The sequence below is a fragment of the Brevibacterium sp. FME37 genome, from assembly GCF_014897485.1.
In the GTDB taxonomy this organism is placed as follows: domain Bacteria; phylum Actinomycetota; class Actinomycetes; order Actinomycetales; family Brevibacteriaceae; genus Brevibacterium.
Genome location: NZ_JABUYE010000015.1, coordinates 16,690 through 30,280, shown reverse-complemented (window position 1 = coordinate 30,280; position 13,591 = coordinate 16,690). Strand labels below are relative to the sequence as shown.

Annotated in this window: 15 protein-coding genes; 5 read left to right on the top strand and 10 right to left on the bottom strand. The window is 62.8% G+C overall.

Annotation, left to right across the window (positions count from 1 at the left end; all coding sequences use genetic code 11):
• Positions 1-19 precede the first annotated feature (19 nt).
• The 5 genes from INT29_RS15715 to INT29_RS15695 form a co-directional block, all read right to left on the bottom strand.
• Positions 20-1,045 carry a phosphotransferase family protein gene (locus tag INT29_RS15715; RefSeq protein WP_193072302.1) on the bottom strand — a complete coding sequence of 342 codons (1,026 nt, stop codon included), beginning with the start codon at positions 1,043-1,045 and terminating at the stop codon, positions 20-22.
• Positions 1,042-2,265, bottom strand: coding sequence for an acyl-CoA dehydrogenase family protein (locus INT29_RS15710; RefSeq protein WP_193072301.1), 1,224 nt, complete (start codon positions 2,263-2,265; stop codon positions 1,042-1,044). Before INT29_RS15710 ends, INT29_RS15715 begins: the two co-directional genes overlap by 4 nt.
• 70 nt (positions 2,266-2,335) lie before the next feature.
• A complete protein-coding gene (locus INT29_RS15705) occupies positions 2,336-3,337 on the bottom strand; it encodes an NADPH:quinone oxidoreductase family protein (protein ID WP_193072300.1) in 1,002 nt (333 codons plus the stop codon).
• A 29-nt stretch (positions 3,338-3,366) separates the two neighbouring features.
• Positions 3,367-4,167, bottom strand: a complete 801-nt coding sequence (locus INT29_RS15700; RefSeq protein WP_226842090.1) for an SDR family oxidoreductase — start codon at positions 4,165-4,167, stop codon at positions 3,367-3,369.
• A gap of 126 nt (positions 4,168-4,293) precedes the next feature.
• Positions 4,294-4,773, bottom strand: coding sequence for a MaoC family dehydratase (locus tag INT29_RS15695; RefSeq protein WP_193072299.1), 480 nt, complete (start codon positions 4,771-4,773; stop codon positions 4,294-4,296).
• 191 nt (positions 4,774-4,964) lie between these two features.
• On the opposite strand from INT29_RS15695, the gene INT29_RS15690 reads away from it, so the two are divergent.
• From INT29_RS15690 to INT29_RS15685, 3 genes are all read left to right on the top strand, one after another.
• Positions 4,965-5,924, top strand: a complete 960-nt coding sequence (locus tag INT29_RS15690; protein WP_101572664.1) for a phosphotriesterase — start codon at positions 4,965-4,967, stop codon at positions 5,922-5,924.
• 80 nt (positions 5,925-6,004) lie between these two features.
• The gene (locus INT29_RS20240; protein ID WP_226842088.1) at positions 6,005-6,394 is read left to right on the top strand and encodes a hypothetical protein; all 390 of its coding nucleotides are present in this window, start codon (positions 6,005-6,007) and stop codon (positions 6,392-6,394) included.
• Positions 6,292-7,410, top strand: a complete 1,119-nt coding sequence (locus INT29_RS15685) for an MFS transporter (RefSeq protein WP_226842086.1) — start codon at positions 6,292-6,294, stop codon at positions 7,408-7,410. Before INT29_RS20240 ends, INT29_RS15685 begins: the two co-directional genes overlap by 103 nt.
• 101 nt (positions 7,411-7,511) lie before the next feature.
• Here the strand turns inward: INT29_RS15685 and INT29_RS15680 are convergent, their stop codons facing one another.
• On the bottom strand, positions 7,512-8,306 hold the full coding sequence (locus tag INT29_RS15680; RefSeq protein ID WP_193072298.1) for an SDR family oxidoreductase: 795 nt from the start codon (positions 8,304-8,306) through the stop codon (positions 7,512-7,514).
• A gap of 95 nt (positions 8,307-8,401) precedes the next feature.
• On the opposite strand from INT29_RS15680, the gene INT29_RS15675 reads away from it, so the two are divergent.
• Positions 8,402-9,937, top strand: coding sequence for a class I adenylate-forming enzyme family protein (locus INT29_RS15675; protein ID WP_193072297.1), 1,536 nt, complete (start codon positions 8,402-8,404; stop codon positions 9,935-9,937).
• Positions 9,938-10,000: 63 nt separating this feature from the next.
• On the opposite strand, the gene INT29_RS20465 is transcribed toward INT29_RS15675, so the two are convergent.
• Complete coding sequence (locus tag INT29_RS20465) at positions 10,001-10,126, bottom strand: hypothetical protein (protein WP_264298589.1); 126 nt, start codon at positions 10,124-10,126, stop codon at positions 10,001-10,003.
• A 31-nt stretch (positions 10,127-10,157) separates the two neighbouring features.
• On the opposite strand from INT29_RS20465, the gene INT29_RS15670 reads away from it, so the two are divergent.
• Positions 10,158-10,496 (top strand): transposase, encoded by a 339-nt coding sequence (locus tag INT29_RS15670; RefSeq protein ID WP_193072296.1) that lies wholly within the window; start codon positions 10,158-10,160, stop codon positions 10,494-10,496.
• A gap of 223 nt (positions 10,497-10,719) precedes the next feature.
• On the opposite strand, the gene INT29_RS15665 is transcribed toward INT29_RS15670, so the two are convergent.
• From INT29_RS15665 to INT29_RS15655, 3 genes are read right to left on the bottom strand one after another with little or no spacing between them, the layout of a single operon-like run.
• Complete coding sequence (locus INT29_RS15665; RefSeq protein ID WP_193072294.1) at positions 10,720-12,162, bottom strand: sodium:solute symporter family protein; 1,443 nt, start codon at positions 12,160-12,162, stop codon at positions 10,720-10,722.
• Complete coding sequence (locus INT29_RS15660) at positions 12,159-12,383, bottom strand: hypothetical protein (protein ID WP_193072293.1); 225 nt, start codon at positions 12,381-12,383, stop codon at positions 12,159-12,161. Before INT29_RS15660 ends, INT29_RS15665 begins: the two co-directional genes overlap by 4 nt.
• A 22-nt stretch (positions 12,384-12,405) precedes the next feature.
• Positions 12,406-13,575, bottom strand: a complete 1,170-nt coding sequence (locus INT29_RS15655; protein WP_193072292.1) for a M20 family metallopeptidase — start codon at positions 13,573-13,575, stop codon at positions 12,406-12,408.
• Between the last annotated feature and the right edge of the window lie 16 nt (positions 13,576-13,591).

Here is a 13,591-nt window from a genome sequence, read left to right as displayed (position 1 = left end):
GCTGCGGGCCGCAGCAGAGTCATGGCGCCAACCCGTTCACTCTGGCCATGTCCCACCCGTGATCGATCATGGCTTGGATGTTCTCCGGGGTGAGGGTGGTTCCGGCGGCGTTCTCAGGGTTGTCGAGGACCCGGCGGTAGACTCCCTCGGCGATGATGGCGACCTTCCACACTCCCAGCACATGCCAGAATGCCAACGCCTGCCCGTCGCGTCCGGAGGCACGCAGATATTCTGCAGCTATCTCTGCCCGGGTCGGGAAGCCGTCCAGGGCTGAGGCGGCGAACATTCCGTCCGGCATTTCACCGGCCTGCGTCCAATATGCGAGCGCGCTGCCCATATCGGCCAGCGGATCGCCCAGGGTCGAGAGCTCCCAGTCCAGGACCGCTCGGATGTCTCCCGTGCTCTCGTCGATGATGACGTTGCGGATGTGGAAGTCGCCGTGGACCAGGGCGATCTCATCCGAGTCCGGGATGGTGTCGCGGAGCAGGTCAGTCAGGGCGTCGAGGTCGGGCCGGTCCTGGGTTCGGCTTTCCTCAAGTTGCCGACTCCACCGTTTGAGCTGTCTCGGCGCATAGGGCTTCCGGGAGGCCAGGTCTCCCAGTCCCGCGGCATCAATGTCGACCGCGTGGATCTTGGCCAATGTCCGTGCGAGGTCGAGGCCGAGCCGCCGCCGCACGTCTGGGGTCAGTGAGTGTGCGGTCTCCTCATCGTCAACGACGATCCCCTCCACGTGGGCCATGACGAAGACGGGAACGTCAGCGACGGCGGGGTCCGTGCACACACCGATCGTGGTCGGAACGGGAACTCCTGATTCCTGCAGCGCCGACATGATCTGATATTCGCGGGCAACGTCGTGAGCCGAGGCCAACAGTCTGCCCAGCGGGGGCCGGCGTGCGATCCACGCATGTCCGGCCTCGTCATCGATGCGGTACGTGAGGTTTGACTGGCCTTGGCCGACTCGGATCCCCTTGAGTTCACCGACGACGGCCTCCCCCGCAGCCTGCATCCAGACTGCGAGAGCTTTCAGGTTGAGTTCGATACTCATCCGGCCTCCCGAGCGGTCTTCCGGCGGCGCAGTTCGCGGCGGGCGATCGAACGCTTATGTACCTCGTCGGGTCCGTCGGCCAGGCGCAGCGTACGCAGGTGTGCATAGAAGCCGGCCAGCGGAAAGTCATCCGTAACTCCGCCGCCGCCGTGAACCTGGATGGCCCGGTCGATGATGGTCAGGGCCATCTCTGGGGCCTTGACCTTGATGGCTGCGATCTCCGTTGCCGCTTCCCGGTTGCCCACGGTGTCCATCATCCATGCCGCCTTGAGCACGAGGAGACGGGTGGCTTCGATCTCGATGCGCGCCTCGGCGATCCAGTCCTGGATGTTGGCGCGATCGGCCACCGGTTGTCCGAAGGTGACTCGCTGCTGGGCACGGTCGATCATCAGTTCGAGGGATCGTTCTGCCATGCCGATCGTGCGCATGCAGTGGTGGATGCGGCCTGGTCCCAGGCGGGCCTGGCTGATGGCGAACCCATCTCCCTCACCGGAGAGCAGCGCGGACTTCGGCACCCGCACATTCTCGAACAGGATCTCTGCGTGGCCTTCGCGGTCCATGTACCCGAACACCGGCAGTCCGCGAACGATGGTGATGCCGGGGGTGTCCTTCGGCACGACCAGCATGGATTGCTGCCGGTGGGTCTCCGCGCTTGGGTCGGTCTTGCCCATGACGATGAAGACCTTGCAGTTGGCGTGCAGTGCGTTCGAGGCGAACCACTTCCGGCCGTTGAGGACGTAGTCATCGCCGTCGGAAACGATGCTCATCTCAATGTTCGTGGCATCGGAGCTGGCCACGGCGGGTTCTGTCATGCAGAACGCGGAGGCGATCTCGCCGGCCAACAGCGGTTTGAGCCATTTCTCCTTGTGCTCATCGGTGCCGAACAGGGCGAGGACTTCCATGTTCCCGGTGTCTGGGGCGTTGCAGTTGACAGCTTCCGGCGCGATCTCTGGGCTGCGTCCTGTGATCTCCGCAAGGTGTGCGTACTGCAGGTTCGTCAGTCCCGCACCCCAGCCTTCGTAGGGCAGGAACAGGTTCCACAGTCCCTGTGATTTCGCCTCTCGTTTGAGCTCGTCGAGGACCGGTGGGTGGAAGTTCGCATCACCGGATTCCGCACGCTGGCGGTGGTAGACGGACTCTGCGGGGTAGACGAATTCGTCCATGAAGGCGTTGAGTCTGGTTTGGTAGTCGAGGGTGGTTTCATCGGGTGCGAAGTCCATTGTTCCTGCTTTCGGGTGTGGGGTCAGTTCTGTTGAGTACAGCGAAATTTGTCAGTGCTGCGAAAGACGCTTAGCTCGCCGAGGCGGCTGGATCGTTGCCCTCGCCGCCGACTTCGAGGAGCACTTTGCCTCGAACCGAGCGGGAGTCGATGATCTCCAGTGCTTCACCGGCCTGCGCCAGGGGAAGGACGGTGTGGATTGCAGGGTTGAGGTCTCCGGCAGACAAGTGGGGCCAGAGGGTTTCCCACTGCTGAGCCACCATCTCAGGCCGTCCGGCCAAAGCGGCTCCCCAGCCCACGCCTGCCACGGAGATGTTGTTCAGCAGCAGCCGGTTGACCTTTACTTCAGGAATCTGTCCCGCGGTGAAACCGAGGACTAAGAGTGTGCCGAATGTCGACAGGCACCGCAGTGAGTCCGTGAAGCGATCCCCTCCGACCGGGTCTGCCACCAGGTCGATCCCGCGCGGGAAGATCTCCTTGACGGAGTCTTTGAAACCATCGGCGAAGACCACATGCTGAGCGCCGAGGTTGGCCACCGTGTCCGCCTTCTCCTGAGTCGAGACGACTGCGATGACTTCGGCACCGTAGGCGAGTGCGACCTGGACCAGGGCGCTGCCGAGTCCGCCGGCAGCTCCATGGATGAGGACACTTTGTCCGGCTTCAAGTCGACCTCGTACGCGCAGTGCGAAGTCGGCCGTGAGCAGGTTCATCGGCATCCCCGCGCCCGATTGCAGAGACACCGACTCCGGCAGAGGCAGGACGCTGGCGGCAGGAACGGCCATGACCTCGGCATAGGCTCCGGTGCCGGCAACGCCGAGGACACGGTCACCCACAGAGAAGCCTGTGACCCCCTCCCCCATTTCGCGGATCGTTCCAGCGACCTCGGACCCCATTGTGTAGGGAAGGGGCGGCTGCATCTGATATTGCCCGCGAGACTGCAGCAGTTCGGGGAATGTCACGCCTGCATAGGCGACGTCGATGAGGATTGTGCCGGGTTCGGCTGTGGGGGCGTCGACGTCTGCGAGTGCGAGGGAGCTTGGCCCGTCGGTGGCGTTCAGCTGTACTGCCTTCATAATGTTGTGTCTTCCTTGTTCGGTTTGTCCTAGAGTCCGGCCGATGCGACGACGCCGCCATCGACGACGATCGTGTCGCCGACGACGTAGTCACCGGCGCGTGAGGCAAGATAGGTCGCGACTCCGGCCATGTCTTCTGGCCCGCCGATGCGCCCGGCGGGGATGCGCTGCTGCAATTCGTCTCCGTGGTCGCGGGCCACTTTGTTCATCCGTGAGGGGAATGCTCCGGGTGCGATTGCGCTGACGATCACGCCTTCTGGTGCCAGCTGCGCGGCCAGGCGCTTGGTCAGGTGGATGACCCCGGCCTTGCTGGCGTGGTAGCTGTACGTTTCGTTGGGGTTCGTTCGGATGCCGTCGATGGAAGCGACGTTGATGACCTTGGCGAGGTGGTCACCGCTGGCAGCGGCGGCGCGCAGTTCGGGGGCGAGTTGCTGGGTGAGGAAGAACAATGCCTTGAGGTTGAGGTCCATGACCTTGTCCCAGCCGTCTTCCGGGAACTCGTCGAAGGGTGCACCCCAGGCGGCTCCGGCGTTGTTGACAAGGATGTCCAGCGTCGACTCATGCTCGCGGAGTCGGGAGACGACGGATGCGAGTCCCTCCGTCGTTGAGATGTCGCCGGGGATCGAGGTGCAGGTTCCCTGCTCAGACATTTCGGCGGCCGCTGCGTCGCATTCCTCTGCTTTGCGGGCCGTGATGTAGACGCGCACGCCGAGTTGGACGAAGCCTTCGGCGATCATTCGGCCGATGCCGCGTGAACCGCCGGTGATGAGTGCGCAGCGTCCTTCCAGGTTGAACAGTGTTGACATGTTCATGGCGGGTGACGTCGTCATTCGGAATCCTTCGTTCGTGGTGGACGGTTCGGGCCCGTCGCTCTCGTCTGTGAGTATGTCCCGACCATAGTTGAACTTGACCTCAACTTCAATAGTCTGACGTCCCGTCGCTCGACGCCTCGACTCTCAGACCTCAGCGCCGTGCTCGGTGAAGAATCCGATCGATTCGGCCACGCAGACGGGCTTTTCGATGCCTTCAGCCTCGAAGACCTGAGTCGTCGTGATCTGCGCGGAGCCGGTCTTACGTCGCTCCACCTCGGTGACGGTGGCACGCATGCGCACACGCGAGCCCACGGGACGAGGATTCGGGAATCGGACCTTCCCGTATCCGTAGTTGAGGCTGTGGGCGAAGCCGTCGAAGGCCATCAGCTCCTCCATGAAGGCCGGCCCCAGCGAGAGCGTGAACAGGCCGTGACCGATCGTTCCACCGAAGGGCCCCGCCGTCGCGCGCTCCTCATCGACATGGATCCACTGATGATCATTCGTCAGGTCAGCAAAAGAATTGATGTCGTCCTGGACCAGCACATGCCAGCTGGTCGGGCCGAGCTCTTGGCCAACGAGCACTTCGAGGTCGGAGATCGAGGTGGGGCGGATGGGAGTTGTCATTGTCTGCCTTTCGATGAGCGCGACGCAGTGAGGGCGAGCGCAGAATGTCGGAACTTGAAGTCGTGCTTGAAGCCGTACTTGAAATTGACGTCATATTCGATAACGTAAGACTAACCATGTGAGCGTCGTCACTTCAAGTGGCACCGGAACGCCTCACACGGCGAAGCCACGTATGCAAAGGAGCAGCACCTATGGCAGAAGTTCAGACCGTCACCGGCGCCGTCGACAGCAGCAGCCTCGGCAAGACTCTGGTCCACGAACACATCTTCATCGTCAGCGAGGAGATGCGGCAGAACTACGACTCGGACTGGGATGAGGAGGCGAAGGTCGCCGACGCTGTGGCCAAACTCAACGACCTCAAGACGTCAGGAATCGACACGATCTTCGACCCCACCGTCGTGGGGCTGGGCCGCTACATTCCACGCGTGCAGAAGGTCGCCGCGCAGACCGATCTCAACATTGTCGTGGCCACCGGCCTCTACACCTACACCGATCTGCCGCACCAGTTCGACGTCCGCGGGCCCGGCCTCCTCATTGATGAGCCCGAGCCCCTCGTTCGCCTGTTCGTCGGTGACATCGAGGACGGAATCGCAGACACCGGGGTCAAGGCGGCATTCCTCAAATGCGCCATCGAGGAGCAGGGACTGACCACCGGGGTAGAACGGACCATGCGCGCGGTCGGTCAGGCGAGTGCGCAGACGGGCGCCCCGATCACCGTGCACACGAATCCGCACACTGAATCCGGGCTCGTCGCGCAGCGGGTACTCAAAGAGGAAGGCGCGGATCTGAACAAGGTCGTCATCGGGCACTCAGGAGATTCGACGGATCTCGACTATCTGATGAAGATCGCCGACAACGGTTCGTTTCTGGGCATGGACCGCTTCGGTCTCGACGTCTATCTGCCGACACAGAAGCGCATCGACACGATCGTCGAACTCGTCCGCCGCGGCTATGCCGAGAAGATCACTCTGGCCCACGACGCCTCCTGTTACATCGACTACTTCTCGCACGAGGAGAAGATGGAAATCCAGCCCAACTGGCATTTCCGTCACATTTCGGATGAGGTCATTCCCACCCTGCTGGAACGCGGTGTCAGCGAGGACGACATCGACACGATGCTGGTGAAGAATCCGCGCCACTACTTCGAGTGACACCCCATTTCTTCGAGTGACAGCTCGACCCAGCCACGCAGCACCCCATGGAGCAGTTTTCACCGAACAAAGGACTCCGTATGCCCCCGAACTCCACCACCAGCCTGGATCGCAGCAGCCCCAAGACCCACGCCGGAAAGCACGGACGCCTCCGCGCGGCCGGCCTCATCGGCTCATCGATCGAGTGGTACGACTTCTTCCTCTACGGCACCGCCGCGGCCCTCGTCTTCCCACACGTGTTCTTTCCCGATGCGGAAGGCATCAACGGCGTACTCCTGTCGTTCTCAACCTTTGCCACAGGTTTCATCGCCCGCCCGATCGGCGGTCTGCTCGCCGGAAACTACGGCGAAAGCTCGGCCGCAAACCCATGGTCGTCATCTCTCTGCTGGGAATGGCGATCTTCACGTTCGCCATCGGGTGTCTGCCCTCGACCGGGAGCATCGGCCTCATCGCACCGATCCTGTTGGTGACGTGCCGGTTCCTCCAGGGCATCGCCTGTGGGGCACAGTGGGGTGGCCTTGCGCTCCTGCTCAGCGAATCAGCCGGACCCAAACATCGTGCATTCTCGGGCTCGTTCATGCAGGTCGGCGTCCCCTGCGGAGCCTTGCTGGGCAATCTCGTCTTCGTCATCGTCTCCACGTCCATCAGCCATGAAGCCTTCATCTCGTGGGGCTGGCGGGTCCCGTTCTGGGCCACAGCGCTCCTCGTGCCGGTTGTCATGTACATCCAGCTCAAGATCGAAGACTCCCCAGAGTTCGAAGCGCTCAAACAAGAAGTCTCGGCGGACAAACCTGCCGTCGTGCGTGCACCGCTGTGGCAGGCAGTGAAGTCGCATTGGAAGACCATCCTGCTCGCCTCCGGCACCCTGTCGGCCACGAACTGCGTCTTCTACATCACGATCGCCGGCGCCCTGTCCTACGGCACGACGTACCTCGGCATGGATTACAACAGCATGCTCATTGCAGCCATGCTCTCCACCGTCGTCGCGATCCCGGTGACCCTGCTCGGCGGCAAGCTCGCCGACAGGATCGGACGCCGACCGGTCATCATCATCGGCGGAGTCGGGATTCTGATCTGGGCTTTTCCCTACTTCGCGCTCATCAACGCAGCGAACATGGCCATGTTCACGATTGCAGTCAGCGTTGCCGCCGTCTTCCAGTCGCTCGTCTATGCTCCGGTCGCCTCGTATTTCGGTGAGCTGTTCGCACCGCAGATCCGCTTCTCCTCGGTGTCGCTGGCCTATCAGCTCAACGCGATCATCGTGTCGGGCTCAACACCCATCGTGATGACGTGGCTGATCTCTAAAATGGATGGCTCCACGCTGGGCATCACCCTGTTCGTGTGCGCCATGGCGGTCATCACGGTCGGGTGCGCCATCGCCCTGAAGGAGACCAATCCGAGTTCGGTCAGGCAGTCCCCGACTGCCGTTCCCGGCGAGCATCTGCGTGTGGACAATTCCACCATCGCCGAGGCGGTCAACAGCTAGTCCTCACTACGGAGCGGCAGGGTCATCCCTGCCGCTCCGTTTGCTCTGCCCTTACTCACGCACCACGTGAAACGATCACGCGTCGCCATCGGATCACGCGATCACGCCTCCCGCAGCTTCGCCTGGTAGCGGCGCATGCCGCGGATCCAGCGATCGTAGTCCGATCCCTTCATGCGGTACATGTCGAGGACCTCGGGGTGGGGCAGGATGAGGAAGTTCTCGGCTTCGATGGCGGCCATCACGGTCGTGGCCACCTCGGCGGGCTCAAGGACACTGCCCGCCTCGGCGACTGCTCGCTGTCCGGTCAGGGCTGTGCCGGTGACGTCCCCTGGATCCTCGCCCCACAGGATCTTCGTGTTCACTCCCATGGGGGCGAGCACGGACACGCGCAGCCCCTCGTCGCCATAGGTCACGGACAGCCATTCTGCGAAGGCAAGGGCTGCGTGCTTGGTCACCGAGTATCCGGCCGATCCGATCTGAGTGAGCAATCCCGCCGCCGAGGCGGTGGCGACGAAATATCCTTCCCCACGGGCCGTCCACTTGGGCACAAGCAATTCGGCTGCCCGGATGTGGGCGCGCAGGTTGACGTCGAGGATCCGATCCCAGTCACCGTCGCCGCCCAGGCCGGTGACACCGGTGATCCCGGCGTTGGCGAAGTAGAGATCAACCTGACCCAGTTCACGCTCGGCGGTGTTCACCAGCTCTGCCACGCCGCTGGCAGAGGACACATCCCCCACCCAATAGCGCTGGCCCAGCGTGGCCGCGGTATCGGCAACGGATTCGTCGAGGTCGGCGAGCAGCACTCGCGTCCCGCGCTCGTGCAGGGCCGCTGCGACTGCGGCACCGATCCCTCCGGCTGCACCGGTGACTACTGCGTTTCGTCCTTTGAGCTCCATCGTCTCCCTCTCTGCGAAGTGACCTCACCTCATTGTGTGCCAGGCCACATCCATCTATAGTTGAACCTGCACTCAGTTTCAAGTAAAGGAGTCTCATGGACGCGACCCTGCGCACGTCAATCATCGATCTGCTCATCCCCTGGGCGCAGACGATCCCCGACTCCATTGCAGTGCGCACTCCCCCTGGCCCGGAGCGGGTCTCGCTGACTCAGCTGCGCTTCCTCGGCGAAATCGGCGCGGCTCGCGATCGCTACCGTTCGACAGGACTTCGCCCAGGCGATCGGACGGTGCTCATCGCTCCGTCATGCCCGGAGTTCCTCATTGAGTTCCTCGGCGCGCATGCTGCCGGGCTGGCGGTCGTGGCCGTCAATCCGCTCTCGACGGCCAGAGAGCTCGTCTACATCCTCAAGGACTCGGACGCACGCCGCCTCGTGGCTCATCCGGCCATGGCCGAGGCGGGGAAACTCGCTGCAGGTGAGCAAGGCATCGACTTCGCCACACTGCGGCTGGTCGGCAATGAAGGGCCGATCCTGGAGTTGGGAGACGACGGAGCTGCCGACTTCGATCGTGCACAGTTCGAGTGGAATGACTTGGCCGCGCTGCTCTACACCTCGGGCACCACCGGCAAACCAAAAGGTGCCATGCTGTCGCTGGGCAACTTCATCGCCACCACCGACATCGTCAAGGAGATGACGCAGACCTCCCCGGATGACCGGTCCGCAACTGGCCTGCCGCTGTTCCATGTCTTCGGACTTGCCGATATGGCTCTGCCTGCGCTGAGTGCCGGCGCTCCTCTCACGCTCTTCCCCAGGTGGGATCCGCAGGCCTTTGTCAATGCGCTTGCCGAGGACGAGGTCTCGATCATCTCGGGTGTACCCACCATGTGGATGTCGGTGCTCACGAATGCGGCCGCTGGTGACACCCCGCATCTGCGTCTCGTGAGCTCGGGCGGAGCCGCGATCGCCGGAGAGGTGATCCGCAAGCTCGAAGCGCGCTTCTCTGCCCCTGTTGCCGAAGGTTATGGGCTGACGGAGACGGCCGGTCTGGGAACGTTCAACCCGCTGTTCGGGACGAGGAAGGTCGGAAGCGTCGGCCTCCCCACTCCTGGGTTCGAGGTGAAGGTCATCGACTTCGAAGGCGCACCGCTTCCTGCCGGTGAGGTCGGCGAAGTGGTCTTGCGCGGCCCCGCAGTCATGCTCGGCTATTGGAAGAAACCGGAAGCCACCGCCGAGGTGCTCGATGCCGAGGGGTGGTTCCGCACCGGAGATCTCGGCCGGTTGGATGACGATGGGTACCTCTTCATCGTCGATCGGATTAAAGATCTCATCATCCACGGCGGGTACAACATCTACCCACGCGAAGTCGAAGAGGTCCTCTACGAGATCCCCGGAGTCGCTCAGGCCAGCGTGGTCGGGACCCCCGATGAGAAGTACGGTCAACAGGTCACCGCAGTCATCGCCCTGTCCCCCGGCGCCCGCCTTGACGCTGTAGAGGTGGAGAGGTTCGCCCGAGAGGATCTGGCCGCCTACAAGATCCCGCGGATCATCGAGTTCGTAGAGGAGCTGCCGAAGGGACCCAGCGGCAAGATCCTCAAGCGGGAGATCGTGAAGATGTACACGAAGGCGACTTGATTGCGGGCACCGAGACAGCAAAGCCGCAAGGCCAGGTGACAATCACCGAAGGTATTCGTGCTTTCACGTCGTTGCAGCCGCATTGACGGACTTGATCATCTGCTTGAACCATTCTCTCGCCGAATCTATATCTGCCAGCACCAGCGAGGGCATGAGCATGGGGACTGCTGAAGGTTTGGTTGACTTCACGACTGGATAAATTCCAGGAAGGATGGAAGTCATGCCAAAGATCTACACCGATGAGTTCAAGCAGTCAGCGCTCGAGCTCCTCGACGAGAGGATGACCCAGAAGCAGGTCTGCGCCGACCTTCGCATCTCCAAAGCGGCCCTCCAAGCCTGGGTGCGTGACTCGCGGCTACGCGACCACGGTCTCGAACCCGCCAGGGATCCCGACGAGTCGCGCGCTCAAGCGGCGGCGCTGAAGCTCATCCGAGAGCTAGAACGGGAGAACAAGATCCTCCGTGAGGCCGCAGCGTATCTCTCGCAGGAAAATCTCAAGCTCGGCGTGCGAGCACTCAATATCAGGAACACATCCAGCAAGTCTGGCGGATCGCCATGATCGGCTCAGCTCTTTCCAAGACGCTCGTTCAGTGACAGATGCCGAGGGCAGAACGTGCCGCGGCAGAGGAGAGACAACCGTACATCGGTACGGCTGAGCTCCCCGCTGCCATGTCCGCGCTGCTGACAGCAGGCGCTCCGAAAACACGTCGGCGGCTACGCGATGATCCCGCCACTCTCATCCGTGAGAAGATACCCGATGCTGTGTGGTGAAGGAAGCGAGTTCAGACAACTTCTTCAGCTGGTTCAGGTATCACAGAGGGCCGCGGCCGGTTCGCTCGGATGGCGAACTCAACGACGGCCAGCACGACGATGTTGACGGCCAGACCGCTGATTCCCTCGTTGATGTTCGGACCGTGGATCGGTGAGAAGGTGAACAGCAGGACGATGAACAGCCCCGAGCACAGACCGCTGATGACCGACGCCTTGTGCAGCTTGATCCGGGGAATCACCGCTCCGAGGATCGCCGGGACGACCTGAGTCGAACCGCTGTAGGTCAGCAGGAGCATCATGCCCAGCAGGCTCGGAATCGTCAGCGCGAGGACGAGGGCACCGAGGCCGAAGACGACGACGAAGATCCGGTTGTAGGCGATCTTGTTCTTCTCGCCCTTGATCATGAACACGTTCTGCACGGCCAAGGGCGCAATGGCGTTGAGCAGCGCAGCTCCGGGAACCATCGCCGTCGATGCCGCGGCGACGAGGACGATGCCTGTCAGCCAGTCGGGCAGCGAGGCTGCTGCCATCTTCAGCATGGCCAGATCGCCATCCTGGCTGAGGCCGAACGCGAGGATCGCGGTGTAGCCCAGCAGCATCGGGATACAGGCGAGCATGTTGTAGATGGGCAGGTAGATGAGGTTCTGCCGCACGACCTTCTCACTGCGTCCGGACATCAGAGCCGGCCAGGTGTGGGGCAGGGCGTAGAACATCACACCGATGATGCTGATGGCCATGCTCGAGATGACCCAGGCGACGCCGGTCTCTCCGTGCTGGACGAAGAGCAGATCGGGCATGGAGTCCAGGATCTCCTCCACACCGAAATCGAGACCGCCACGGAAGTGGAAGGGCACGACGAAGGTCAGGACGAGGACGACGACGATCATCAGCAGGTCTTTGAGGTAGGACGTGAGCGCGACTCCGCGGATGCCCGACCACAGGACGAAGCCGATGACGAGGACGAAGGCCATCACGATCGCGTAGTTCTCGTTGATTTCCCCGCCCGTGGCGACCGAGATGACGATGCCCAGCCCAGTGATCTGCAGCTGCAGATAGGGCAGAAGGAAGAGGATGCCGAAGAAAGCGGCCAGCCAGCCGAGGGTGGGGCTGTTGTAGCTGCCGCGCAGGAAGTCCGCCTGCGTCAGGTAGCCCAGCTCCTTCGCTTTGCGCCAGATCTTCGGACCGACCCAGTACATCGCGATATAGGCCAAGGGGACATAGGGGATCGCGTAGAACGCCGAGGCACCGATGGAGACGACGAGACCGACGGTGCCGAGGAAGGTGAAAGTGGTGAAGGTTTCGCCCGCTTGGAGGACCCAGGCGGTGAGGACGCCGTAGTTGCGTCCGCCGACGGTCCATTCCTCGATGTTCTTCACCGGACGGCGCCGTCCCATGAAACCGAAGGCCGCGATGATGATCATGCCGAGGAGACCGACGACGACTGTTGTGCTCATTCGTCGTCACCCCCGAGGTCGCGGCGGGTCTTCTCGAAGTAGATGAGGACTGCCGTGACCGGGATCGTGCTGAAGAATGTCAGCCAGACGAAGATCGCCGGCATGCCGAACCACACGTGCGGGCCGTTGATGGCCGGCAGCCAGGTGAGGAGGAAGACCCCGATGAACGGGATCGAGCCGATGAGCCGATGAGCCGATGAGCCGATGAGCCAATATTTCATGGGGTGAACTCCTTTGTTCGTGTCAGTCCGCGAGCAGATGCTCGCGGTCCGTTCTCAAGCTGCGCTGCGTCGCCTCGTCGGTGGCGACATCGATGATCGTCCAGGCCATCGACAGACCGCCCTCGATCGCTGCACGATCTGCGGCTTCGCTGATGCAGTGCTGGGCGAACTCGGGCTGATGGTTGACGGCCGTTCCGCAGTCGATGTCGAGCATCGGGTGGATGGCAGGAACGATGCGCGAGACGTTGGCCATATCCGTCGACCCCACCGGTGAGGTGTCGTCCTCGTGGTCGAAGGTCCGGCCCAGCGCCTCGGCGTTGGCCCGGTAGAGGCCGGAGAGGATGTCGTTGTTGTTGAATTCCGAATAGGCCGGAGCTTCGCTGCTGGCCTCGAAGGTACAGCCGGTCGCCCTCGCCGCTCCCTCGACGCAGGCGCGGATGCGCTGTTCGAGGCGGTCGAGGGTCTCGAGCTTCGGAGACCGGAAGTTGAACACCAGTCCAGTGTCGGCGGGGATGACGTTGGCCGCCTCGCCGCCGTGGGAGACGATGCTGTGGACCTGGTCGCCGGGATGCAGCTGCTGACGCAGCAGACCGACGGCAACCTGGGCCACGGTCACCGCGTCTCCGGCGTTGATGCCCTCATAGGGGGCCGCCGAGGCATGGGCGTTCTTGCCTATGAAGCGCACCCGCAGATCGCCGATCGCCAGGCAGTGCGAGCGGGACTGCTCCCGGTTCGAGGGATGGACCATCATCGCCAGATCGAGCCCGTCGAACTCTCCGGCCTCGAGGAGGACGACCTTGCCCCCGCCGTTCTCTTCGGCCGGTGTGCCGAAGACGACGAGCTTGATGCCCAGCTGATCGACCAGCGGGGCCAGCCCGAAGGCCGCGGTCATCCCGGCGGCTGCGATGACGTTGTGTCCGCAGGCATGGCCGATCCCCGGCAGAGCGTCGTATTCGACGCAGACGCCGACGACCAGCGGACCCTCACCGATAGTGGCCCGGAAGGCCGTGGGCATCTGAGCCAGTCCGCGTTCGAGGGTGAATCCCCGCTGTTCGAGTTCGGTGCTCAGCAGCCGGCAGGCCCGGTACTCTTCGAACCCCAGCTCCGGATCGGCGTGGATCCGGTGGCTGAGCCCGAGAAGGACTTCCTCCGCAGCCTCGACGTTGCGCCGGCATATTTTCTTGATCGCCATCGATCTCCTAACTGAA

Coding starts and splice junctions, on each gene's coding strand:
- INT29_RS15670 (WP_193072296.1), top strand. CDS start 10,158: ATGCCAAAGATCTACACCGATGAGTTCAAGCAGTCAGCGCTCGAGCTC.
- INT29_RS15665 (WP_193072294.1), bottom strand. CDS start 12,162: ATGAGCACAACAGTCGTCGTCGGTCTCCTCGGCATGATCATCATCGCG.
- INT29_RS15700 (WP_226842090.1), bottom strand. CDS start 4,167: ATGACGACGTCACCCGCCATGAACATGTCAACACTGTTCAACCTGGAA.
- INT29_RS15695 (WP_193072299.1), bottom strand. CDS start 4,773: ATGACAACTCCCATCCGCCCCACCTCGATCTCCGACCTCGAAGTGCTC.
- INT29_RS15690 (WP_101572664.1), top strand. CDS start 4,965: ATGGCAGAAGTTCAGACCGTCACCGGCGCCGTCGACAGCAGCAGCCTC.
- INT29_RS15705 (WP_193072300.1), bottom strand. CDS start 3,337: ATGAAGGCAGTACAGCTGAACGCCACCGACGGGCCAAGCTCCCTCGCA.
- INT29_RS20240 (WP_226842088.1), top strand. CDS start 6,005: ATGCCCCCGAACTCCACCACCAGCCTGGATCGCAGCAGCCCCAAGACC.
- INT29_RS15715 (WP_193072302.1), bottom strand. CDS start 1,045: ATGAGTATCGAACTCAACCTGAAAGCTCTCGCAGTCTGGATGCAGGCT.
- INT29_RS15680 (WP_193072298.1), bottom strand. CDS start 8,306: ATGGAGCTCAAAGGACGAAACGCAGTAGTCACCGGTGCAGCCGGAGGG.
- INT29_RS15710 (WP_193072301.1), bottom strand. CDS start 2,265: ATGGACTTCGCACCCGATGAAACCACCCTCGACTACCAAACCAGACTC.
- INT29_RS15685 (WP_226842086.1), top strand. CDS start 6,292: ATGGTCGTCATCTCTCTGCTGGGAATGGCGATCTTCACGTTCGCCATC.
- INT29_RS15655 (WP_193072292.1), bottom strand. CDS start 13,575: ATGGCGATCAAGAAAATATGCCGGCGCAACGTCGAGGCTGCGGAGGAA.
- INT29_RS15660 (WP_193072293.1), bottom strand. CDS start 12,383: ATGAAATATTGGCTCATCGGCTCATCGGCTCATCGGCTCATCGGCTCG.
- INT29_RS15675 (WP_193072297.1), top strand. CDS start 8,402: ATGGACGCGACCCTGCGCACGTCAATCATCGATCTGCTCATCCCCTGG.